Annotated in this window: 29 protein-coding genes; 18 read left to right on the top strand and 11 right to left on the bottom strand. The window is 63.2% G+C overall.

Annotated elements, in window-relative coordinates; genetic code table 11:
* Positions 1-129: 129 nt before the first annotated feature.
* Together NY08_RS17905 and amaB are read right to left on the bottom strand one after the other, a co-directional pair.
* Entirely contained in the window at positions 130-1,362 is a 1,233-nt protein-coding gene (locus NY08_RS17905; protein ID WP_144407392.1) for a hypothetical protein, read from the bottom strand.
* A 16-nt stretch (positions 1,363-1,378) separates the two neighbouring features.
* A complete protein-coding gene (amaB, locus tag NY08_RS17900) occupies positions 1,379-2,914 on the bottom strand; it encodes an L-piperidine-6-carboxylate dehydrogenase (RefSeq protein ID WP_045197869.1) in 1,536 nt (511 codons plus the stop codon).
* Between the two features lie 124 nt (positions 2,915-3,038).
* Here amaB and lat point away from each other — a divergent pair, with 124 nt between their 5' ends.
* Together lat and NY08_RS17890 are read left to right on the top strand one after the other, a co-directional pair.
* A complete protein-coding gene (gene lat / locus NY08_RS17895) occupies positions 3,039-4,367 on the top strand; it encodes an L-lysine 6-transaminase (protein WP_045197867.1) in 1,329 nt (442 codons plus the stop codon).
* Between the two features lie 69 nt (positions 4,368-4,436).
* Positions 4,437-4,841 (top strand): hypothetical protein, encoded by a 405-nt coding sequence (locus tag NY08_RS17890; protein ID WP_045197865.1) that lies wholly within the window; start codon positions 4,437-4,439, stop codon positions 4,839-4,841.
* A 1-nt stretch (position 4,842) separates the two neighbouring features.
* Here NY08_RS17890 and NY08_RS17885 read toward each other — a convergent pair whose 3' ends face one another.
* Complete coding sequence (locus NY08_RS17885) at positions 4,843-5,697, bottom strand: LysR family transcriptional regulator ArgP (RefSeq protein WP_045197864.1); 855 nt, start codon at positions 5,695-5,697, stop codon at positions 4,843-4,845.
* A 75-nt stretch (positions 5,698-5,772) separates the two neighbouring features.
* Between NY08_RS17885 and NY08_RS17880 the strand changes: the two genes are divergently transcribed.
* The 4 genes from NY08_RS17880 (at position 5,773) to NY08_RS17865 (ending at position 7,780) form a co-directional block, all read left to right on the top strand.
* Positions 5,773-6,390 carry a LysE/ArgO family amino acid transporter gene (locus NY08_RS17880; RefSeq protein WP_045197862.1) on the top strand — a complete coding sequence of 206 codons (618 nt, stop codon included), beginning with the start codon at positions 5,773-5,775 and terminating at the stop codon, positions 6,388-6,390.
* Positions 6,391-6,496: 106 nt separating this feature from the next.
* Positions 6,497-6,850, top strand: a complete 354-nt coding sequence (locus tag NY08_RS17875; protein WP_045197860.1) for a PLD nuclease N-terminal domain-containing protein — start codon at positions 6,497-6,499, stop codon at positions 6,848-6,850.
* 19 nt (positions 6,851-6,869) lie between these two features.
* The gene (locus tag NY08_RS17870) at positions 6,870-7,391 is read left to right on the top strand and encodes a mycothiol transferase (RefSeq protein ID WP_045197858.1); all 522 of its coding nucleotides are present in this window, start codon (positions 6,870-6,872) and stop codon (positions 7,389-7,391) included.
* Entirely contained in the window at positions 7,388-7,780 is a 393-nt protein-coding gene (locus tag NY08_RS17865) for a VOC family protein (RefSeq protein ID WP_045197856.1), read from the top strand. Before NY08_RS17870 ends, NY08_RS17865 begins: the two co-directional genes overlap by 4 nt.
* Positions 7,781-7,784: 4 nt before the next feature.
* On the opposite strand, the gene NY08_RS17860 is transcribed toward NY08_RS17865, so the two are convergent.
* Positions 7,785-8,210 (bottom strand): VOC family protein, encoded by a 426-nt coding sequence (locus NY08_RS17860; RefSeq protein ID WP_045197855.1) that lies wholly within the window; start codon positions 8,208-8,210, stop codon positions 7,785-7,787.
* The gene (locus NY08_RS17855; protein WP_032397046.1) at positions 8,191-8,568 is read right to left on the bottom strand and encodes a VOC family protein; all 378 of its coding nucleotides are present in this window, start codon (positions 8,566-8,568) and stop codon (positions 8,191-8,193) included. The genes NY08_RS17860 and NY08_RS17855 overlap by 20 nt, the downstream gene beginning before the upstream one ends.
* 45 nt (positions 8,569-8,613) lie before the next feature.
* On the opposite strand from NY08_RS17855, the gene NY08_RS17850 reads away from it, so the two are divergent.
* From NY08_RS17850 to NY08_RS17840, 3 genes are all read left to right on the top strand, one after another.
* Positions 8,614-9,438 (top strand): helix-turn-helix transcriptional regulator, encoded by an 825-nt coding sequence (locus NY08_RS17850; protein WP_235386950.1) that lies wholly within the window; start codon positions 8,614-8,616, stop codon positions 9,436-9,438.
* A 117-nt stretch (positions 9,439-9,555) separates the two neighbouring features.
* Positions 9,556-10,626, top strand: coding sequence for a phospho-N-acetylmuramoyl-pentapeptide-transferase (gene mraY, locus NY08_RS17845; RefSeq protein ID WP_032397044.1), 1,071 nt, complete (start codon positions 9,556-9,558; stop codon positions 10,624-10,626).
* Positions 10,627-10,642: 16 nt separating this feature from the next.
* A complete protein-coding gene (locus NY08_RS17840; protein WP_045197851.1) occupies positions 10,643-10,855 on the top strand; it encodes a hypothetical protein in 213 nt (70 codons plus the stop codon).
* A gap of 6 nt (positions 10,856-10,861) precedes the next feature.
* On the opposite strand, the gene NY08_RS17835 is transcribed toward NY08_RS17840, so the two are convergent.
* Positions 10,862-11,515 (bottom strand): hypothetical protein, encoded by a 654-nt coding sequence (locus NY08_RS17835; protein ID WP_045197849.1) that lies wholly within the window; start codon positions 11,513-11,515, stop codon positions 10,862-10,864.
* Positions 11,516-11,569: 54 nt separating this feature from the next.
* Here NY08_RS17835 and NY08_RS17830 point away from each other — a divergent pair, with 54 nt between their 5' ends.
* Positions 11,570-12,025, top strand: a complete 456-nt coding sequence (locus tag NY08_RS17830; RefSeq protein WP_045197847.1) for a MarR family winged helix-turn-helix transcriptional regulator — start codon at positions 11,570-11,572, stop codon at positions 12,023-12,025.
* 266 nt (positions 12,026-12,291) lie between these two features.
* On the opposite strand, the gene NY08_RS17820 is transcribed toward NY08_RS17830, so the two are convergent.
* Positions 12,292-13,017: an HAD-IA family hydrolase gene (locus NY08_RS17820; RefSeq protein ID WP_045197843.1), complete on the bottom strand. Its 726-nt coding sequence runs from the start codon at positions 13,015-13,017 to the stop codon at positions 12,292-12,294.
* Between the two features lie 369 nt (positions 13,018-13,386).
* Here NY08_RS17820 and NY08_RS17810 point away from each other — a divergent pair, with 369 nt between their 5' ends.
* Together NY08_RS17810 and NY08_RS17805 are read left to right on the top strand one after the other, a co-directional pair.
* A complete protein-coding gene (locus NY08_RS17810) occupies positions 13,387-13,716 on the top strand; it encodes a cupin domain-containing protein (RefSeq protein WP_200893228.1) in 330 nt (109 codons plus the stop codon).
* A complete protein-coding gene (locus NY08_RS17805; RefSeq protein ID WP_045197839.1) occupies positions 13,713-14,174 on the top strand; it encodes a GNAT family N-acetyltransferase in 462 nt (153 codons plus the stop codon). Before NY08_RS17810 ends, NY08_RS17805 begins: the two co-directional genes overlap by 4 nt.
* A gap of 12 nt (positions 14,175-14,186) precedes the next feature.
* Here NY08_RS17805 and NY08_RS17800 read toward each other — a convergent pair whose 3' ends face one another.
* Complete coding sequence (locus NY08_RS17800) at positions 14,187-15,260, bottom strand: aldo/keto reductase (RefSeq protein ID WP_045197837.1); 1,074 nt, start codon at positions 15,258-15,260, stop codon at positions 14,187-14,189.
* A 127-nt stretch (positions 15,261-15,387) separates the two neighbouring features.
* Here NY08_RS17800 and NY08_RS17795 point away from each other — a divergent pair, with 127 nt between their 5' ends.
* The 3 genes from NY08_RS17795 (at position 15,388) to NY08_RS17785 (ending at position 17,860) form a co-directional block, all read left to right on the top strand.
* Positions 15,388-16,248 (top strand): helix-turn-helix transcriptional regulator, encoded by an 861-nt coding sequence (locus tag NY08_RS17795; RefSeq protein WP_045200683.1) that lies wholly within the window; start codon positions 15,388-15,390, stop codon positions 16,246-16,248.
* 88 nt (positions 16,249-16,336) lie between these two features.
* Positions 16,337-17,206 (top strand): AraC family transcriptional regulator, encoded by an 870-nt coding sequence (locus tag NY08_RS17790; RefSeq protein ID WP_045197835.1) that lies wholly within the window; start codon positions 16,337-16,339, stop codon positions 17,204-17,206.
* Between the two features lie 159 nt (positions 17,207-17,365).
* Positions 17,366-17,860 carry a hypothetical protein gene (locus NY08_RS17785; protein WP_045197834.1) on the top strand — a complete coding sequence of 165 codons (495 nt, stop codon included), beginning with the start codon at positions 17,366-17,368 and terminating at the stop codon, positions 17,858-17,860.
* Positions 17,861-17,962: 102 nt separating this feature from the next.
* On the opposite strand, the gene NY08_RS17780 is transcribed toward NY08_RS17785, so the two are convergent.
* Complete coding sequence (locus NY08_RS17780) at positions 17,963-18,406, bottom strand: MarR family winged helix-turn-helix transcriptional regulator (protein ID WP_045197832.1); 444 nt, start codon at positions 18,404-18,406, stop codon at positions 17,963-17,965.
* A 59-nt stretch (positions 18,407-18,465) separates the two neighbouring features.
* On the opposite strand from NY08_RS17780, the gene NY08_RS17775 reads away from it, so the two are divergent.
* The gene (locus tag NY08_RS17775; protein ID WP_045197830.1) at positions 18,466-18,993 is read left to right on the top strand and encodes a phenolic acid decarboxylase; all 528 of its coding nucleotides are present in this window, start codon (positions 18,466-18,468) and stop codon (positions 18,991-18,993) included.
* A gap of 1 nt (position 18,994) precedes the next feature.
* Positions 18,995-19,450, top strand: coding sequence for a DUF3237 domain-containing protein (locus NY08_RS17770; RefSeq protein WP_045197828.1), 456 nt, complete (start codon positions 18,995-18,997; stop codon positions 19,448-19,450).
* Positions 19,451-19,532: 82 nt separating this feature from the next.
* Here NY08_RS17770 and NY08_RS17765 read toward each other — a convergent pair whose 3' ends face one another.
* Together NY08_RS17765 and NY08_RS17760 are read right to left on the bottom strand one after the other, a co-directional pair.
* Positions 19,533-19,964, bottom strand: coding sequence for a PPOX class F420-dependent oxidoreductase (locus NY08_RS17765; protein ID WP_045197826.1), 432 nt, complete (start codon positions 19,962-19,964; stop codon positions 19,533-19,535).
* Positions 19,961-20,470, bottom strand: a complete 510-nt coding sequence (locus NY08_RS17760) for a tetratricopeptide repeat protein (RefSeq protein ID WP_045197824.1) — start codon at positions 20,468-20,470, stop codon at positions 19,961-19,963. The genes NY08_RS17765 and NY08_RS17760 overlap by 4 nt, the downstream gene beginning before the upstream one ends.
* 28 nt (positions 20,471-20,498) lie before the next feature.
* Between NY08_RS17760 and NY08_RS17755 the strand changes: the two genes are divergently transcribed.
* On the top strand, positions 20,499-21,401 hold the full coding sequence (locus NY08_RS17755; RefSeq protein ID WP_045197822.1) for a LysR family transcriptional regulator: 903 nt from the start codon (positions 20,499-20,501) through the stop codon (positions 21,399-21,401).
* Positions 21,402-21,441: the final 40 nt, after the last annotated feature.

Genomic DNA, 21,441 nt, shown 5'->3' with positions numbered 1-21,441 from the left:
AGAATTCAGTGACCAGCCGCACCTGTCTACCAACGGATCAGATCAGGGAAGTGCGACGCAGAGAACTACCACCAGTGCTGTCGTCCCGAAGTCGAGGTCGATCAGAGAAGCAGACGTGTGTATCGGCTCCTACACAGGGCCCGTTGGCGATCTGCGCCGCAGAAGCCACACTCCAACCGCGCACACCAGGAGAACTACCAGGCCGCCGACCGACAGTGCGGTTGCGGACGGCTGCGACGAACCGAAGAACTCGAAGTCGTCTGCCGAATCCAGCGGGCCGTAACTACCCCCGTAGATCGTGACCGTCAATACCATCGTGAATGGAACGGTCACGCCGATCGCCAACGAGGTCGGTTCCGTCGGTAATGCCGACACCAGCAGGTAGGCCGCAACGAAGGGCACTGCCCATTGTTGAATCGACACGGGGAGAACGACGCCCAAGGTCTGAGCGAGATTCACGGCCGCGATCACCAACAGTGCGAGCAGCCCGAGGTAGATCTGTGGGAAGCGGTAGGCGATCAGCCCGCCTGCGACGAACAGCAACACCGCCAGGCCGACCGAGGTGTAGGACCGGTCGGCGAAGTCGAATGACGAGACTCCGGCCGCCCACGAGGCGAACAACACGAGGATCAGGGAGCCGGCGCGCTTCGGTAGGAACCAGGCAGCGACGAGCGCCGCAATGGTCAGCCCGGCGAGCGCAAGAAACCACACGAGGGTGCTGTCGCGGTATTCGCCGGCCCACCAACCGAATCCGCCGGCAACCAATGGCAGTGCAATTCCGACCGTGAGTATTCGAGTGCTCACCTGCGACGTTGCAACCGACGCGGTTCGATATCCAGCAACGAGAAATAGCGCGGCGAGAACAGCCAAGGCAACCGCGATGGCTGCCGTCTGGGGCACCACCGCATCCTCGGGGCCGGCGACCTCCCAGGCAAACCGCGGGCCGGACGAGCTCGCCAGGAGCGTGACCAATTCCGCTCCCACCCGCGCTGCGACGAGTAGTCCTACCGCGAGGGCAACCTGCGCGCGTCGATGGGTTCCTGCCAGGGTTGCCGCGGCACCGAGCAAGGCACCCCCACCGAGCGCCGCTACCCAATCACCGAGCAATCCCGGAGTCATGCCGAGAGAATCGAAGACGATCCCCAGCAGCGCGGCCACCGCAATCCACACGGCGGCACGGTCGCCCCAGCGCCCCGATGCCACTGCGCTGAGGGCGGCGGTGACCGCGAGTACCAGAACACCATCCACGACAGTCGTGGCCTCGAAACCGAATCCCCTGCTCAGCAGCGGATCTTGGAGAGCCATCACACTGATCGAATAACCGACGGAAAGACCGGCCAGGATCATCGACAGTACTTTCATACTGTCGATCATGCCGTCAGCCGAATTTCACTCCCTGCGCCAGGGGCAGTTCGTTGGAGTAGTTGACCGTGTTCGTAGCTCGCCGCATGTATGCCTTCCATGCGTCCGAACCGGATTCACGTCCGCCGCCGGTTTCCTTCTCTCCGCCGAATGCCCCGCCGATCTCGGCGCCGGACGGTCCGATGTTGACGTTGGCGATGCCGCAGTCGGAGCCGGCAGCGGACAGGAAGCGCTCGGCTTCACGCAGGTCGGTCGTGAAGATCGATGACGAAAGACCCTGCGGCACATCGTTGTGCAGTGCGATGGCCTCGTCGAGGGTGTCGTACGTCAGCACGTACATGATGGGGGCAAACGTCTCGTGCTTGACGATGTCGGTCTGCGCGGGCATCGTCACGATCGCGGGCTGAACGTAGAACGAATACTCGTCGACCACGTTCACCCGCTCCCCGCCGACCACCACTGTTCCGCCGTCGGATACCGCGGCTTCGAGCGCCTTCTGGTACCCCGCAAACGCACCGGCGTCGATGAGCGGGCCCACCAGAGTGTCTGTGGCCAAGGGAGATCCGATGGAGAGCGTCTCGTAGGCCGCGACCAGCTTTGCGACCAGTTCCTCCGCGACCGAGGAATGCACGATGACGCGTCGCAGCGAGGTGCAGCGCTGACCGGCCGTCCCGGCGGCCGAGAACACCAGTCCACGCGTCGTCAGATCGAGATCGGCCGACGGCGTGACGATCGCGGCATTGTTTCCACCGAGTTCGAGCAACACCCGGCCGAATCGCTCGGAGACCCGAGGTGCGACGGCACGGCCCATTCTCGTCGAGCCGGTGGCCGATACCAACGCAACTCGCGAATCGTCCACCAGCGCTTCACCGGACGCGCGATCACCGATCACCAGTTGCGCGATCTTGGGGTCCACTCCCGCGGCAGCGGCGGCACGCTCGAACAGCGCCTGCACTCCGACGGCGGTCAGCGGAGTCTTCTCCGACGGCTTCCAGATGACGGTGTCTCCTGCGACCAGCGCAAGAGCGGTATTCCAACTCCACACGGCGACAGGGAAATTGAAGGCGGTGATGACACCGACGACACCGAGCGGATGCCATTGCTCCATCATCCGATGCCCGGGCCGTTCGGTGGCGATCGTGTTGCCGTACAGCTGACGCGAGAGTCCGACGGCGAAGTCGCAGATGTCGATCATCTCCTGCACCTCACCGAGGCCCTCGGAGACGATCTTTCCGGCCTCGATGGACACCAGCGCGCCCAGATCCTCTTTGTGTACGCGCAGCAGTTCGCCGAGTTCCCGAATCACCTGACCACGTACCGGAGCGGGCACCTGCGACCACGACACGAACGCGGTGCGCGCGTCGGCGACGACGGCCTCGACGTCGGCAGCCGAGGCCGACGCCAGCGACGCCAGGTTCCCACCGGTGATCGGCGATCGCGCGATGATCGCGTCGGGTCCCGCGGGGGCGTCGAGCGCGATCGTGGCACCCAGCCGGTCGAGGATGGCGCGAGTGCGCACACTCAACTCGTCGTGGGTGATGGATGCAGACATGCGCGTACACCTTCCGTGAAGAGAACCGAACCGTCGGAGATCAGCCTACCGACGACGGTCACAACAGTATAATTTCCTGTCATATGGACTTGCTTACGGAATTTTAACGCGTATCTTCGTCTCCATGACGCAAGTATTACAGCGCACCGGAGTGACCATCGATGCCTCCAACGTCCGCGACGTGATCGGCGAACACCTGTTGGCCGACGGTTTCGAGTTGGTACTGGACCTCGATGCTTCGACCGGGTGCACCCTGGTCGACGCCAGAGACGGCACCCGCTATCTGGACCTGTTCACCTTCTTTGCGTCCAATGCGCTGGGCATGAACCATCCCGCCCTGATCGACGACCCGGAGTTTCGGGCCGATCTCATGCAGGCGGCGATGAACAAGCCCAGCAACTCCGACATCTACACCGTGCCCATGGCCCGATTCGTCGACACGTTCGCGCGGGTTCTCGGTGACGCTCGCCTACCGCACCTGTTCTTCGTCGAGGGCGGCGCACTGGCGGTGGAGAACGCGTTGAAGGTCGCCTTCGACTGGAAGTCACGGTGGAACGAGCGCAACGGCATCGATCCCTCGTTGGGCTCGCAGGTGATGCACTTCGAGCACGCATTCCACGGACGCTCGGGCTACACGATGTCGCTGACCAACACCGACCCGAACAAGGTCGCCCGCTTCCCGAAATTCGACTGGCCGCGCATCCCGTCACCCTCCATCAGATCCGACGCGAACATGGACGAACTCGAGGACGCATCGCTGGCGGCAGCCCGCATGGCGTTCGAGGCCAATCCGCACGACATCGCCTGCGCCATCATCGAACCCATCCAGGGCGAGGGTGGAGACCATCACTTCCGGCCGCGCTTCCTGCAGAAGCTGCGCGAGCTGTGCCACGAGTTCGACGCGCTGTTCGTGATGGACGAGGTGCAGACCGGTGCTGGAATGACCGGCACCGCATGGGCATTCCAGCAGCTGGGCGTCGTCCCCGATGTCGTCGCCTTCGGCAAGAAGGTTCAGGTCTGCGGCGTCATGGCCGGCGGTCGCGTCGACGACATCGACGACAACGTCTTCGCTGTCAGCTCCCGCATCAACTCGACGTGGGGTGGCAACCTCACCGACATGGTGCGGTCGCGTCGGATTCTGGAAGTGGTCGAATCCGAGAAGCTCATCGACCGCGCCGGTGAGCTCGGAGCAGTGCTGTTGAACATGTTGCAGGAGTTGGCAACTCGACACACGGTTGTATCCGAGGTCCGTGGACGCGGGCTGATGTGCGCCTTCTCCCTGCCCGACGCCTCCACCCGTGACCGAGTGATCGAGCTGTTGCGCACCGAGCAACATGTACTGGCGCTCGGCTGCGGCGAGTCGGCAGTGCGATTCCGCCCTGCACTGACGATCACCGAAACCGAGCTGACCCAGGCCGTCGACTCCATCGACCGGGTGCTGAGAATGCTCTGACATTGTCAGGTAACTCTTGACAACATCGGCGGCCTGCTGTCAGGATTTTCCTGACACAGGAGGTCGGTCATGGATCCCATCACCCTCGCAGCCGAGGCTGATATCACCGCTGCAACGCGGGCGGTCGTAACAGCGGCAGCCACCGAAGCGGGCCGTATCGCAGACGAGATCATCGGCACCGGTCCGCTGCCGGGCACCCCGGAATGGGAGGCCGATCAATCTTCCGATCTGCCTGCACGTCGGAGTCTCGCGTGGCATCTACTCAGCCTGCGCGTGCAACTGGCGGCAGGCCTGGACGGCATCGAAACCGTGGTGGTGCTCCGGGTTCAGGGTGCAACGTGGGCGACGATCGGGACGGCCGTCGGCATGTCGCGGCAATCCGCGCACGAGCGGTGGGGTGCCCGCTCGGCGGCGATTCTCGATCCGGTCGGCGACGGTCTGCCCGAGATCGTGCCGAACGACAGTCCGGCCTGAATCACAACAACATTCGCTCTGCGCCCTCTGCCACGGCATCGGCTGCCCGTTGGAGTGCGGCAGACGACAACGACCACTGCTGCCAATACAGCGTCACGTCGTCGATTCCGTTGTCGTCGAAGCACATCAGCGTCTCGCGGGCCTGAAGATCGGGAATCATGCCCCAGCCGAAGCCGAGGTCGACGGCCCGTGCGTAATCCGAGGACGCAGGCACCAGATGTCTCGGCGGCTCATGCGGTTCGACATCGAATCGCTGTAAGTAGTTGTCCTGCAACCGGTCGTCGGCATCGAACACCACCACAGGCGCGGAGCGCAAGGCCTCTGCCGTCACTCCTGCGGTGAACCACCGTTCGATGAACTCGGGTGTGGCCGACGGCCGGTAGCGCATCGCACCGAGGCGTCGGACGGTGCAGCCACGAACCGGATCGGCAACGGACGTTATTGCGGCAGAGACGATCCCGTCGTGCAGCAACTGCGCCGTCCGGTCCTGATCCTGTCGATGCAGATCGAAGGTGGTGTTGCGCGCCAGTGAAGAGAGCGCGGGCAACACCCAGGTCGCCATCGAATCCGCATTGACGGCGAGCGAAATCGGCGCGGCGACGCCGTCGTCACTCAGTTCGGCACGAGTCTGCTCGGTGAGAGTGTCGATCTGGCGCGCCAGACGCAGCACTGCGACGCCCGACTGAGTTGCGACCACCGGCTTGCTCCGCTGGACCAGAGTCCGGCCGAGTGATTGCTCCAGTGACTTGATGCGCTGACTGACCGCCGAGGGCGTCACGTACAGCGCGCGGGCCGCGGCTTCGAACGTTCCGCTGTCGACCACGGCCCTCAGGGCTCTGAGCTGCTCGATCTCCATTAGATGAAGCTACGCTAATTGTTCCTGAAATACATTCGCTGGACCTAATGACGGCTCGCTCCTAACGTTGCCGTCATGACCTCCCTTGCGGCCGCGCAATCGACCCTCACCGGACTGGGCGTCGGACTTTCCCTCATCGTCGCCATCGGAGCGCAGAACGCCTTCGTGCTGCGCAAGGGGCTGCAGCGAGCCCACGTATTACCGGTGGTCGCGGTGTGCGCACTGTCCGATGCGGTCCTCATCCTGGCCGGGGTGGCTGGAATCGGCGTCCTCGTGGATCGATTTCCCGTGGCTCTGCGGATCGTGACCGTCCTGGGTGCTCTGTTTCTCCTCGTCTACGGTCTGATGGCGTTGAACCGCGCCCGAACGCCTGCTGCCATGACCTCCCAGGTGGAGGGAACGGGTTCGCTGATCGCCGCCCTTGCCACCTGCCTGGCCCTGACCTGGCTCAATCCTCACGTCTACCTCGACACCGTGGTGTTTCTCGGCTCGATCGGCAACCGACAGCCGGGGGACTTGCGGTGGTGGTTCGCCGTCGGCGCGATGCTGGGCAGCGTCCTGTGGTTCACCGCCTTGGGCTACGGATCACGGGTGCTCAGTCCGCTGTTCGCCAAGCCCGCGGCGTGGCGGGTACTCGACCTCGGCATCGGAGCGATGATGCTCACCCTGGCTGCTCTGCTGGTTTTCGGCTGAACCACGACATTCGAGACGTTCGCAGCACTTGATCGGTGGTACAACGAGTGATCTGATAGTCGCGAAAGACCGACCGCACGGTCTCGAAAAGACTGGAGGATTTTCCGTGCCGTACCTCGGCCTGCTGATCATGCTGCTGTCGATCTTCTGTTTGATCGACGTCATCACCGCCGACGATTCGAGAATCCGGCACCTCCCGAAGATCGTCTGGCTGCTGCTCGTCATCGTTCTGCCGCTCGCCGGGTCCATTGCGTGGCTCATCGTCGGCCGGCCCGAGAACGGCGGCATCTGGGGTGGCAGCGGTGCACCTCGTACCGCGTCGGCCTATCCCGAGTACGACGCAAGACCCGGACGAGCCGTCGCCCAGACGCAGGAAAGCGACGAGGAGTTCCTACGCCGCTGCCGCGCCCGCGCCGAGGAGCAGCGTCGCATCGCCCGCGAACAGCGCAAAAGCGAATGAGCCGACCACTAGAGAAGCCATGGCCAAGCTGACGACGTTTCCCGAACCGAACTCCGCTCTGTCCAATCCCGCCGACCTGTTCCGCGATTACCTGCGCTTCTATCGCGGCGAGTTGGTTCGGCGCATCACTGCACTGAGCAGCGATGCCCTGACCAGCACAACCGTCCCGTCCGAGTGGACCCCTGTGCAGATGCTGACCCATCTGGTGCACATGGAGCAGCGCTGGTTCGTCTGGGGATTTCTCGGAAGGGCAGTCGACGCGCCGTGGGGTGACTCGAAGGACGGCTCCTGGCATGTGCCGGACGATGTGGACGCCGAGACCCTGCTGCGCAGACTCGAGGACGGTGCTCGGCTCACCGATGAGGTGCTGAGCTCACACCGGATGGACGAATTGGCAACTCTCGGTGGAAGATTCACCGATGAGCGGCCGACTCTGATCTGGATCTGCTTCCATGTACTCCAGGAATACGCCCGTCACCTCGGCCACCTCGACGTCGCAGTCGAACTGGCCGGCGGGCCGAGAGGTGAGGGACCGGCATGAGAATCGACATCACCAGCGTCTTCGTCGACGATCAGAGCAAAGCGCTGACGTTCTACACTGAGGTACTGGGCTTCGTCGTCAAGCACGACGTAGCCATGGGTGGCCCCGATCGTTGGCTCACGGTCGTCTCGCCGCAGGATCCTGAAGGCACCGAGTTGCTGCTCGAGCCCAGCGGTCATCCCGCAACCGCACCGTTCAAGGATGCACTGTTCGCGGACGGCATCCCGTTCACACAGTTCGCGGTGGACAGTGTTGCAGCAGAATACGATCGGCTCATCGGCCTGGGCGTTCGGTTCACTCAGCAGCCCACCGAGATGGGCCCGGTGATCACTGCGGTGTTCGACGACACCTGCGGCAACCTGATTCAGATCATCGCTCCGTCGAGCTGACGCCTCAGAGGTTCGCGTACAGATCGACGGTGGTGCCGTCGGGATCGTGTACGACGGCATAACGCTGCCCCCAGAACGCATCCCACGGCTGCAGGTGTCCGGTGTACCCCGCCTCGGTCACCGCTGCCCACGCCGCGTCCACTCCGGCGGCGGAACCGCAATCGAACGCGAGCGCGACGCGGTGGCCCCCGCTGGGCGGCGTCCACGTCGGATCGAACGACTCGATGGTCGACGGCAGGTCGAACAGCAACCTGACGCCGCCGAGGTCGACCTCTACGTGCTGCTCGGCATCGGCGTCGGCCGGAATGTCCAGTCCCAGAACGCGATAGAACGCCAGAGCTGCGGCCATATCGGCGACGACGATCTCGATTCCTGCCAGACGTGGTTTCACGACGACAAGGCTAGCCGTGTCAGCCCCAGTTCGCGGCATTCGTCAGACAGAACGGATGCCCGGCCGGATCCAGCAGCACCCGCCAGGTATCGCCCGGCTGGTCCTCGGGCAGCGTCGCACCCAGCTCCACCGCAGCCGACGCCGCGACATCGAGGTCCTCGACCGCCAGATCGAAGTGAAACTGCTTGCTGCCGTTGGCGTTGGGCCACGACGGCGGTTGGTAATCGTCGACGCGACCGAATCCGAGCGCACTGCTCGGACCCTGCAGCATCGCGTAGTCCTGCTCCGCGTGCACAACGCTCCAGCCCAGCAACGACGACCAGAATTCCGCGCTGGCCGTAGGGTCTGCACAGTCCAGGGTGACCATCTTCAGCGTGGCAACGGGTGTCTCGGTCATGGTGTTCTCCTTTTCGTGTCGGACCAGGCTCCTACACTGACGCGCGTGCCGGATAGGAAAAACGCGACAGCCACCCAGTCCGGCGTCCTGCGGCCGGATCAGCTGGCTCGGTATGTCGATCTGACACGGCTGCCGTGTGCAACGGCGTTGGAACCGTGGGTCGAGAACTACTGGCAGCTGCGATGGGATCTGCCGTCGGACATCTCGTATCGCAGCTCGACGCTCCCACACCCGGCCTGCACGTTGAGCGTCGAGCACGGCTGGACCCGGGAAGGCGTCGTCGAACCGGTGGTCGTGACGGGCGTGCTCACCCGTCGCTTCGACGTCGTGCTCGCCGAATCCGGTTGGGTGTTCGGGGTCAAGTTCCGTCCCGGCGGCTACGCGAGTTTCACCGGAACCGTGGCCCGAAATCTGCGCGACGTCTCGGTCGCGCCGCCGACCCCGTTCCGAGCCGAGACCGTTGCTGCACTGGCCGAGCTGGGAGGACATCTCAATGCCGACCACTGCCGAACCGTCGTCGACTCGGTTCTCGCGCCCTATGCCCGTGACGTGGAACCGGAGTACCGGACCGTCCTGGACATCATCACGACGATGCTGCGCGACCGGACGCTGGTTCGCGTCGCACAGGTGGAACAGCGGTGCGCAATCGGCACTCGTCGATTGCAACGGCTGTTCGAGCGCTACGTCGGCGCGACGCCCAAGTGGGTGCTCGGGCGGTATCGGATTCACGACGCTGTCAGTGAACTCGACAACGGCTACTCGGGTCCGCTGGCAGACCTGGCCGCCCGATACGGCTGGTTCGACCAGGCTCACTTCACTCGGGAGTTCACCGAACTGGTCGGAATGCCGCCGAGCGCCTACCAACCCTGAGTAACGCCTTCGTCACGCAATGCGACTTTTGCGGATTCGTTTGGCACAGTATCCCGCGGTGCTCGACGAGCATCTCGGTGAGGAACAGCAGCACAGAGGAAGAGTGGGCTTCAACGCATGATCAACATTCTCATCGCCGGTGGAATCGCGTTGGCGGTCTCGATTCTGTTGACTCCATTTCTCATCGCGCTGTTCACCCGGCAGGGATTCGGCCAGGAGATCCGTGTCGAGGGTCCGGCAAGTCACCACGCCAAGCGAGGAACGCCGACGATGGGCGGCGTCGCGATCATCGTCGGCCTGTGGGCCGGTTACCTCGGCTCCCACCTGGTGACGATGGGCGGCGACGGACCGTCGGCTTCGGCGCTGTTGATACTCGCTCTTGCGACGGCACTCGGAGTCGTCGGATTCCTCGACGACTACATCAAGCTTCGAATGAAGCGAAGCCTCGGACTCAAGGCGACCGGCAAGTACGTCGGGCAGATCAGTGCAGCGGTGATCTTCGCCGTGCTGGCGCTGCAGTTCCGCAATGGGAACGGACTGACTCCGGGCAATGTCGAACTGTCGTTGGTACGCCAGTCCACGTTCTTCACCATGGCCCCGATCGTCTTCGTGCTGTTCTGTGTCTTCCTGGTCGTCGCCTGGTCCAATGCGGTCAACCTCACCGACGGTCTCGACGGCTTGGCCGCAGGATCGATGACACTCGTCCTCGGCGCGTACACGGTGATGACGTTCTGGCAGTACCGGCAATCCTGCGCCACCAACTCCGTGGCCGGGTGCTACCAGGTGCGCGATCCACTCGACCTCGCCGTCGTCTGCGCGGCTGCCGCGGGTGCCTGCATCGGATTCCTCTGGTGGAACGCAGCTCCGGCGAAGATCTTCATGGGCGACACCGGCTCACTCGCCCTCGGCGGACTGCTCGCAGGCCTGTCGATCGTGAGCAAGACCGAACTGATCGCCCTCGTCTTCGGAGCCCTGTTCGTCGCCGAGAGCGCCTCCGTCGTCATCCAGGTCGCGTCGTTCAAGAGCACCGGAAAGCGACCGTTCCGCATGGCACCCATCCACCACCATTTCGAGCTGGCCGGCTGGGCGGAAACGACGGTCATCATCCGACTGTGGCTGTTCGCTGCCATCGCGTCGGCACTGGGGCTCGGGTTGTTCTACAGCGAGTTCCTCGCCGCCGTCGGCTGACCTCTACGATTCTGGGATGACTGACGAACTGTCTCCGGTTGCCAAGGTCGACGCTCTCGCCGCCGAACTCGAACAACTCGATGCTCGACGCGTCGCCATCGGGGTCGAACTCGTCAATCTTCAATTCGGTCTCGACGGAGACGCCAAAATCCGCGCGACGGAGATCTTCCACAGCGACTACCTGGGCCGACTGTTCGCACTGGTCGACCAACTGCGCACCGACGAATAAGGCTCGTCACACAGCGTCCTGATCCGAGCGCGACAAAACGGTCAGGCGGAAGTCCCGCAGCGACAACGACAATGCGGCCAACGCTGCAATCGCTACTCCACCGATCGGAAACACCAACCACGGATCGCCGATGGTGGGGGTGAAGGTCGATGGAGTCGCTTCATTTTCGAGATGGATCGTCGCGGACGTCGTATCGACGTCGGGCTCGACGGAGATTTCTCCGATGGCGACGCCGTAGAGCGACTGGTGCAGCCCAGTGGTGCTGCCGTGGCTCTCGAAGTATCGAGGCCACGACAGCGGCGGCGTGACAACGACTTCGGTCGGCTGCGGCGGCCAGTGCGTCCAGGCGAGGGCGCTGCCGGCTCCCAGACCCGCGCCGATGACGATCAGCAGCGCGAACAGGTGGATGCGACTGCGCTGCCGATCCTGGACGAGACGTACGCCCGAATCGACGAGAAACGACGCTGCGATCAAACCGATCCCCAGCCCGGCACCGACGAGATAGAGCAACACTGGGAACCAACTAGGACGGGCGTAGGTCACTCCCAGGTCCTGCGGATCGACAACGGCGACATGCCAGACCACCGCTGCGGCTGCGCCCGTCGAGGCCCCGACTGCCGCGAGCATTGCAACCAGCTTCTTCCCTGATGGGCTGTCCACGGGCGGGACTCTACCCTTGACCTGAAGTTCGGTTCAGGTTTTAGGGTCAGCCTCATGACAACGACAACCAGCAGACCGATGCAGCCGCCAGAGCGTCAGCCCATCGGGTTCTGGACCGCACGAGCGGGTGAAGCCATTCGGGCGCGGACCCGCGGCGCGCTCCACGAAATAGGCGTCACACAACCCGAATGGTGGCTGCTACATCAGATCTCGCTGCATCCCGCAGGAGCCGAGCGCGCCGAGACGATCGAGAAGATCGGTCACAACGACACCCCGGAGGTCATCGTCGAGGCCATCGACTCCGCGGAGTCCAAAGGTTGGATCGTGGAATCGAATTCACGTCTGACGTTCACCCCGGATGGTCGCGACGTGTTCCGGCGCGCAGCCGATCTCCAGAACATGCTGCAGGAGGAGCGCATGAGGGGCATCAGTGAGGCAGACTTCGTGACCACCATCGAGGTCCTGCAACGAACGATCGAGAACGTCGGAGGCAACGCCTGGCATTGGTGACGATCAGGCGGTGCGGGCCACCTCGCGCGGGATCGGGTTACCCTCGCGCCCTCGACATCAGCACGCCTACAACTAAGCCGACGACTGCTCCCAGAACAGGCAAACCGACTACGAGTGCGCCCAGCGGCCCAGGCATACCCAGGAACTCCGAGTACTGCGAATGGCCTGCGACGAACGTGTAATTCACTCGACGCGGTGCGCCCGTCCACAGGACGATACCGATCGACGCGATGAGCCCGAGTGAGAATCCAATCAGTGCGGAGACCTTACGCATCCGAGCGGGCTTCGCGGGCCGCTGCTGCGAATGCGGCCATGCTCGGGAATTTCATGTCGACGCTGTATTGCTCGGACGGCTCCGGTGTTGCTCCCCATCCGAGGCGATCGTGTCGCCGATCGATCCACACCGAGGCGATGCCGTGCCGTTTCGCCGGTACGTGATCGTGGAACAGGCTCTGTGCAACATGGAGTAGCCGTGATCGTGGAACACCCAGCATCTCGAGGACTCCATCGAGCGCGTCGAAGTGGTTGTCGGCCGGTTTGTAGGCCTTGACGTCCTCCGCGGTCACGATGGCATCGAACTGCACGCCGAGCCGGCGGTTGCTACCTGCGAAACCGTCGCGGTGCACATTGGACAGTATGACGAGCTTGTAGCTCTCACCGAGAGACGCCAAGGCGGTGCCGGAGTCCTCGAATGCCGGCCAATCCGAAACGGAGGCCCCGAGCTTGTCCGCCCACTCGGCCGATACAGGTATTCCCAATGCGCGCCCGGTCTGCGCGAAAGCATCGGCGAGTATCCGCGGGTACAGCGCAGAGGGTGAATCCCGCTGCGCCTGAGATTCGTTGACGCCGTGCATCTCGAGAAGCTCGTCGTCGGACAGCGGAGAACCGGCCTGCTGCGCCCATGGTCTGAGCACCTCGAGGATGCCCGCTTCCCAATCGATCAGCGTTCCGTAGCAATCGAAGCTCAGGACGTCGTAGTCGGCGAGATTCATGCGGCCGGTCCTCCTTGCGACAATTCGATGACGGCCGACTGTTCGTGCCGGTACCGTGTTCACGTCACCAGCAGCCTACTGCTCTTCGTCTGTTCTCGAGCGTCCGACCGTCGCTGCGACCGCCGGACCGGATGTCGACCGATTCGAGATCAAACGTGTTGCGCAGCAGGTGTATCGGGTTGTTCACCGTGGTCCCGTCCGGGAAAGTGTCGGGCGGGGTGAGCTCGTTCGCAGCGATCCGTGCGGACCGTCGCCGGGTCACGACGCAGGTAGAATTTCATCGAGCCGACTCGATCGACGACGAAGGGCAGCCCTGTGAGCATCGACCGCGACAGTGCCGACAGCAACAAGCGCAATGTCGACGACGCACTGAACAAGATCGACAAGCCCTGGCAGCCTCACCGACTCGTCAGCGTCAACGACTACGACGTGAAGGTCGTCAAGCTGCTCGGCGAATTCGTCTGGCACACACACCCGGACACAGACGAGATGTTCTTCGTCCACCGCGGGGAACTGATCATCCAGCTGCGCGACCGGGACGTCGTTCTCGGACCTGGTGATATCTTCGTCGTCCCGGCAGGCGTCGAGCACTGTCCCAAGGCCGTCGAGGAGGTGTCGGCGTTGCTGTTCGAGAGGGCGGGCACCGTCAACACCGGGGATGTTGGCGGAGAGATGACTTCGCAGGTCCACGAGTTGTGACTCGACTGAAGCTGCGCGCTGCTGTCCCGTCCGACACCGATTTTCTCTTCTCGATGGCGTCGGACCCGGAGGTCGTCCGATGGGTCGGTGATGGAAAACCCTGGAGTAGAGACTATTTCGATGGTCGTTTCTCACGTTCCCTGAACGCCGAGGACACCCGAACGCCGGACGTGCCGAGATGGTTCATCGGCACCGCCGAGGATCGACACCCCGTCGGCTTGCTCAGCCTGACTCGACGATCGGATCACATCGAAGTCGGGTACTGGGTGCATCCGACCCAATGGGGTCGTGGCTACGCCGGCGAACTGATCGACCTCGCGCGGGATCACACGGATGGTCTCCCGATGGCGGCGCAGGTGTATCCGGCCAACAGTGCCTCACGTCGGGTGCTCGAGCGTGCCGGGTTCACACTCGTCGACGACGGTGATCCCATGATCTTTCGACGTCCTCCGACGTAAGGATTCCCCGGTTCACCAGGTCCTGATGGGACGGGGCCGAACCGAGGTGCGGCCGGTGGTGACGCCGCGCACCATCGGTCGCATCAGGAATTCGTGCGGAAACCCCAGGTCGATAACGCTGGCTGCGTGCAGTGCATCGAGGTGGGAGTCGTCGAGGGTGACATCGAGCGCAGAGATGTTCTCCTGCAACTGTTCCGGAGTACGCGCGCCGATCAGCGAGCTGACGACCGACGGATGCCTGAGCGTCCATGCCAGCGCCACCTGAGCCGCGGACGCCCCGAGTTCGCGTGCGACACCGACGACGGCGTCCGCGACTGCGAGCCCCCGCGTGGTCAGCGTTCCGTTCGCCTTGGCGTGATCGCGACGGGTTCCCACTGGGCTGTCCGAGCCCGCCGTCGCAAGGTCTGCGGCAGAGTATTTGCCCGTCAACACGCCACCGCCGAGGGGAGCCCAAGGAATCACACCGAGGCCCAAACTCGCTGCCATCGGCAACAATTCCCGCTCGGTTGTTCTCTCGATCAAGCTGTACTCCACCTGAAGTGCCGCGAACGGCGGCCACCCGCGCAATTCCGCGGTGGTCTGCATTCGCGCGACTTCCCATGCCGGTGTGTCCGAAATTCCTATGTACAGAACCTTTCCCGAACGGACCAGCTCACCGAGCGAAGCGATGATCTCGTCACTCGGCGTCATACGGTCCCACGCGTGCACATACAGCAGGTCGATGTAGTCGGTACCGAGATTCCTCAGGCTTGCTTCGACGGACGCGCGGAGACTCTTTCTACCGCCCCCACCTGCGTTCGGATCCGACGGATCACGCGTAGCCGCGTATTTCGTCGCGACGACGACCGAATCGCGGCGGCCCCGGAGAAATGTACCCAGGTACCGCTCCGACTGTCCGTCGGTGTAGATGTTGGCGGTGTCGACCATGTTTCCGCCGGCGTCGAGGTAGGCGTCGAAGATTTTCCTCGAGTCTTCCTCCTCCGCACCCCAACCCCACGCATCGCCGAATGTCATGGTTCCCAGCGACAGAGGTGAAACTCGCAGACCGGAGCGGCCCAGCAGTCGGTAGTCGTCCAAACGTGTCATCGGTCATGTCTCCTTCGTGTCCGGTCCCACTCACCGTCCTGGCACCGAGGGGGAACGGAAAGGACCAGATCATCCTGGGAAGAGCGATACCAGGCCGATCGCGCCCGAGTGCCCTACCGTGGATCGGGTGAGCGGGCACCTGGGTCGAGACGAACTGGCGGCATTTCTGCGCGCCAGGCGCGAGGCGCTGATCCCGTCGGACGTCGGTCTACCACCTCGGATAGGGGCATCACGAACGCCCGGTCTGCGGCGTGAGGAGGTCGCTGCGTTGGCCGGTGTGAGCGTGGATTACCTCGTTCGTCTCGAACAGGCACGTGATGTCAGGCCGTCCGCCCAAGTGGTGAAGTCACTGTCGAATGCGCTGAAGTTGTCTGCTGATCAGACGGGCTACCTGTTCACGCTCGCCGGCCATCGCGCACCCGACCGACCCGCCGTCCAGCAGGTGCCCGACGGCATCCGAGCGTTGATCGACGACATCGGTCCGCTACCGGCGATGGTACTCAACCACCGACTCGACATCCTCGCCGCGAACGACACCATGGCCGCACTCCTCCTCGACATCGACGAACGCCCGGTGTCGGAGCGCAATGTTCTACGAATGTGTTTCCTGGACAGCCGATTCGACGGATTCTACGAGGCACGCGACGACGTCGTCCGAGGCGCGGTGGCAGACCTGCGTGCCGCATGGGTGAACCACTCTCACGACCAGGAGCTCGCCGCCTCGATCGACGAACTCGAACGAGGCAGCGCAGAATTCGCCCGCTACTGGCAGTCCCGTGAAGTGTCGGTGCGCAGCCGCGGTGACAAACCGATGCGACATCCGCTCGTCGGACCGGTGACCGTGACGTTCGATGTCCTCACTCCACTCGGCGACCCTGATCTACGTTTGATCGTCTACCGGCCTGTCGATGCGCAATCTCGTTCTGCGCTGGACGAACTCGGCCGGTTACGCTCTCATCGAAAGCAGCGGCACCTGCGCACGATCTGAATCCGACCTTTCGCGGCACGGAAAGTCGAGACTCCATCGGTCCAGTGCTCCTATCGTTTCGGGCAGAACGAAGGAAGGTCACCGGCACATGCTCGAACGATGGAACGCAGCACTCGACTACATCGAGAAGAACCTCGACCGCGAGATCGATCCGACCGAACTCGCTCGGATCACCCGCACATCGGAGTATCACTTTCGACGCGTGTTCTCGGCGCTGGCGGGACTACCACTGTCGCACTACATCCGACAACGCCGAATGACGCTGGCAGCAGCCGACATTCTCGACGGACAGGGTGTGCTCGACGTCGCGACCAAATACGGATACACCGCGGACGCGTTCACCCGCGCCTTCCGAGACCTACACGGCATCACACCATCTCGAGCACGCCGCCCCGGAGCCATCCTTCGTTCCAGACAAGCAGTGACATTTCACCTGACCATCGAAGGACGAAGCACCATGCGATACCGCATCACCGACCTGCCCGCATTCCACATCGTCGGCAAAACCACCCGAATCCCACTCCGATTTCACGGCGAGAACACCGCCATGACCGAATTCCACCGAAACCTGGCCCCCGGAACCGGCGACGAACTGCGCGAACTTGCCGACCTGCCCGAGCTCCCCGACATTCTCTTCGTCAGCGACGGCTTCGAACCCGAACGCGAGGACGGCAGTCTCTTCGACTACTACTTCGCAGTTGCAAGCACGTCGGCCGGAACAACCGACTGGGACACCCTCGCCGTGCCCGCATCGACCTGGGCGGTATTCGAGACGAGCAGCAACACCGCACTCGCCCCCGCACTCCAACAACTCTGGGCCGACGCCTTCAGCGAATGGTTCCCCTCCAACCCCTACGAAACAATCCCGGGACCGGAAATCCTGACCGTCACCGAAGCCTCCCCCGACTGGTCCTCGGGAGCGGGAGAACTATGGCTCCCCATCCAACGAAATCCATAGCCGTCCTCATCTCCTCCCCTCCCGGCGCTGCCCCCGTTGACCACTCAATGTGACGTTCAGTGGCCTTTTCGGGGGTCAATGTCACATCGAGTGGACTGCTGGAGGGAGCCCAGCGCACGGCCGATCGGTCTCGGCCGCCGTGCTCGGTAGTCTGACGACATGTTGGCCGGCCGACGCGAGGGGTTGCGTCGGCGATATCTGTCGCTGGGGATCGGCGAGCTGGTCGCAGCCGTAGTCTTCCTGACGCTTGCCCTCACCATGGCGATACCGCGGCTCGACGACCGACAAGACCGTCTCGCGTTGTGGTCCGCCCTTGTTCCGTTGCTCGTCGTGCTCGTACAAGCGGGGGTCTACTGGCTGCTGGCGCGTTCCTGGGTCGAAAACCACCCGATGCCCGTCTTCCTACGCGGGACCTACCGGGTGTGTCGAATCGTCGACGTCGCGTTGCTCGCTGCCGGGTTGGTGGGCATCATCGTATGGCTTCCCGCCGGGATCGGTGCGGCTCTCGCCGTCGTCGCGGTATGGCTCTTCGGAGTCATCGAGTTCGTCAACTACTTCGTCGTCCGGCTTTCCTATCCCGTACGCCATTGGCTGTCGACTGTTCGTCAGCTGCGCACTCCTCGATTGGTTCGCGACATGAACACTGTTGCCTGACTCCACCGTCGGCGTACCCGGTAGACACTCGATGTGACATTCAGTGGACTTTTCGGCAGTCAATGTCACATCGAGTGGACTGCGGTCGACTGGGCGAAACGCTCAGGACGATCGACGAGACAGGATTTCCGTGATGTCGGCCAGAGCAGGGATTGCCGCAGAGAGTGCTCGACGGCTGTCCACGGTCAGTTCGTCGAGTGCGTCGGAAAGGACCTGCGAGCTGACTGTGTCGTATTCGGCGAGGAGGCGGAGGGCCTTGGTCGACGCCGTCAGGGTCGCTCCCCGGAGGTCGTTCGACGAGATCGATCGTTCGACGAGACCCGCGTCGACCATTGCCTTGATCAGGTTGCTCACGGTGGAGCGAGCGAGGTTCAGATGTGCCGCGAGGACGCCGGGGCTCATCGACGGCTTGTCGACCAGCGCCCTCATCACCTCGACGTGCGAGTCGGGGAGGTCAGGCAAATCCGCGGCCTCGCGGGTCGCGCGGAGCAGCGAGCGTCGCAGCGGCCCCAGTTGTCGCCCGAGTTCGATCGCGGAGGAGTGCATCGTTCGATGATCGCACATGTAGTTTTGCCGCAAACATAGTTTTGTGACAAAATATTCTTATGGATACAGAGACCTCGGTTCAGAATCCGGTCCCGAATCAGGACCTCAGCGGCATCGTCGGGCACCGCTTCATCTACACGTACGCGAACAACTGGCAGTACGAGATGTACGTCAAGAACGCTACGACGATCGACTACCGCATCCACACCGGCATGGTCGGTGGTCGATGGGTCAAGGACCAGGAAGTCGATCTGGTCCAACTCGATGAGGGCGTCTACAAGATCTCATGGAACGAGCCCACCGGAACATCCGTCGTCGTCAACGTCATTCCCGGCAAGCGGCGTCTGCACGGCACGATCTTCTTCCCTCAGTGGATCGAGCTGGACGGTACGAAAACTGTTCTGTACCAGAATGATCATCTCGACGAGATGCGCGCCTATCGTGATGCCGGACCGACCTACCCCATTTACGTGGTCCCCGAATTCGCCCGAATCACTTTGTTCGAGCACGTCGGCATCGACGACGAGACGATCGTGTCGGTCGCGCCCAGCGATCTGCCCGACGGATTCGCCGACCGAACGAACTGACGTGGGCCCCGAGCTGATCTTCGTCGCACATCTGTCGGTAACCGTGGGCAAACCGATCGACTTGGGCGAGGTGGTCGATGGTCACCGCCGGATCGTGCCGATCCTCGGCGGGACCGTCGAGGGCCCCCTACTGCGCGGCCGAGTCCTGCCCGGCGGAGCGGATCACCAGATTCTCCGCACCCCCACACTCACAGAACTGGACGCCCGATACGCCCTCGAGACCGATGCGGGCGAACGAGTCGCCGTACACAACATGGGCATACGAAGTGGTGCCGAAGAGGACATCGACGCACTTGTCCGCGGCGAAGATGTGCCCGCCGATCGCGTCTACTTCCGAAGCCAACCGCGCCTGTCCTCAGCCGCAAGCCGCCTCGCATGGATGAACGAACGACTGTTTCTCGGATCCGGCAAACGACTGCCGAACTCGATCGAACTGGACATCTATCAGATCACCTGACCGACGTTTTTCCGCGCAGTCAATGTGACGTTCGGTGGCCTTTCGGGCAGTCAATGTCACGTTGAGTGGACGGGGAGGGGTGTCAGGCCATCGATTGGCCGTAGACGTGGGTCACGGAGATAGTCACAAGAACTCGTCGGTCAGCGACCATGACTGCTCGGTATTCGTTCCAATCGGGGTGCTCACCGGCCGCGGCGCGGAAGTAGTCCACCAGGGCATCGACTTCGGGGCTGTTCGGTGACGTACCCGGGCCGGTGAGGGTGACGGTTCCTTCCGCCGTCGCCCATGCCCTACCGTCGGGACTGGTCACTTCGAGTGCGGCGCGTGGATCTCGACGCAAGTTGGCCGTTTTCGCTCGTCCATCGGTCACCGAGATTCGGATGGTCTCGGCAGCGCGATCGTAGAACGGCGTCACCGGCGAGAGCTGCGGAAGTCCGCTGGCCTTGATGGTCGCCAACACTCCGATTCGGCTCTGTTCGAGAAGGTCGTGTGGATCGAATGCGCTGTCGGTCATGGATTCCCCTCAGGTCGTGTGGACAACTCGGCCGCGTAGGCCCCGATTGCTCGACGATATTTCCCCATTGCCGGGTTCGCTGCCCGAAGCGCACTCCGAAGCGCCTGCGCTACATCCCCGATATCCCACAGGGTCAGCGCCACGAATGCGTCACGTGCGGAGATGTATTCGTTCGCGAACTCGAACTCTCGGAGCACGTGCAATGCATCGTGCGGTCGCCCGACATTGCGCAACGAACTCGCCAATTGGATCCGGGCCTGATTTTCCCGGTCGCCCTCGAGACCAGCCGACAGGGAGGCTTCATACAACGGGACTGCGGCCGCACCGTCGCCCAAGAAGTCTTCCAGCGATGCACGCTCGAACAGAGTACGAGCATCCGAATAGGATGCGGCCGAGAGCAAGTCCGCCATCTCGACACGCATACGGACGGGGTCGGTGTCATCCGCTTCACGCCAGAACGCCACTAGCGGGTCCACATTGCCTCCCCCTGTCGTCACGCGCTCCATCGTCGCAGACACCGCTTAGTCTCGACAGATGGATGTGGAACTGTCCCTGCTCAAGTTGCTGGTGGAAATCGACCGCAGCGGGTCGATGACGGCCGCTGCCGAACGGCTCATGTTCACCCCCTCAGCTGTGTCCCAGCAGGTCAAGAGACTCGAGGCCGTCGTCGGAACCCCGGTCCTCGAGCGACACGCACACGGAGTGCGCCTCACCGAGGCCGGTCGGCTCGTTGCGGGGAGAGCGGCGGCGATCGACACGCAACTGTCTGCCCTGCGCGCCGACCTCGACGATCTGCTCGATGCCCGCAGCGGCCACGTCACCCTGGGCGTCTTCCCTTCCTTCGCTGCATCTCTTCTGCCGGACGTCATGAGCGCATTTCGCTCTGCGCATCCAGGGATCGATTTGGGCATACGGTCGTCGCGGCTGCGCGACCTGCACGCGATGCTGCTGGGCCGAGAAGTAGATCTGTCCTTGGCATGGGACTACCCGGAATTGCCGATGGTGGTCGACGACGTCGAGACCGAAGTCATCGCCGAGGACGCCACAGTCCTTCTCGTTCCCGCGGGTTGGTCTCGGAGAGGCCCCGTTCCACTCCAATCGCTCGAAGGCGAACAGTGGATCGTTCGCGCGTCGCAGCACTCCATCACCACGATGTTCCGAACAGCCTGTCTCAAAGCCGGTTTCGAGCCTCAGATCCTGATCGAGTCCAACGACTACATGGAATCTCAGGCGATGGTTGCTGCCGGGCTGGGACTCACCGTGGCACCCGCGATGACTACTCGCTACCTTCGCGAGGGCGTCGAGTCGATTGCCTTGGACGAACTCTCGAGGCGGCGAATCCTGCTGTGCCGCCTCGAGCAGCGGGCGCCGTCCCCTGCATCGAATGCCATGAGATCGGTGCTCGTCACGCTCTTCGAAGCTATGAATTCTGCTTGAGTCAGATGTAAGAAACGATCTCTGGTCTTCACGCTGCGTA

It is taken from the genome of Rhodococcus sp. B7740 (assembly GCF_000954115.1).
GTDB lineage: Bacteria > Actinomycetota > Actinomycetes > Mycobacteriales > Mycobacteriaceae > Rhodococcoides.
This window is presented reverse-complemented; position numbering and strand designations above follow the sequence as displayed.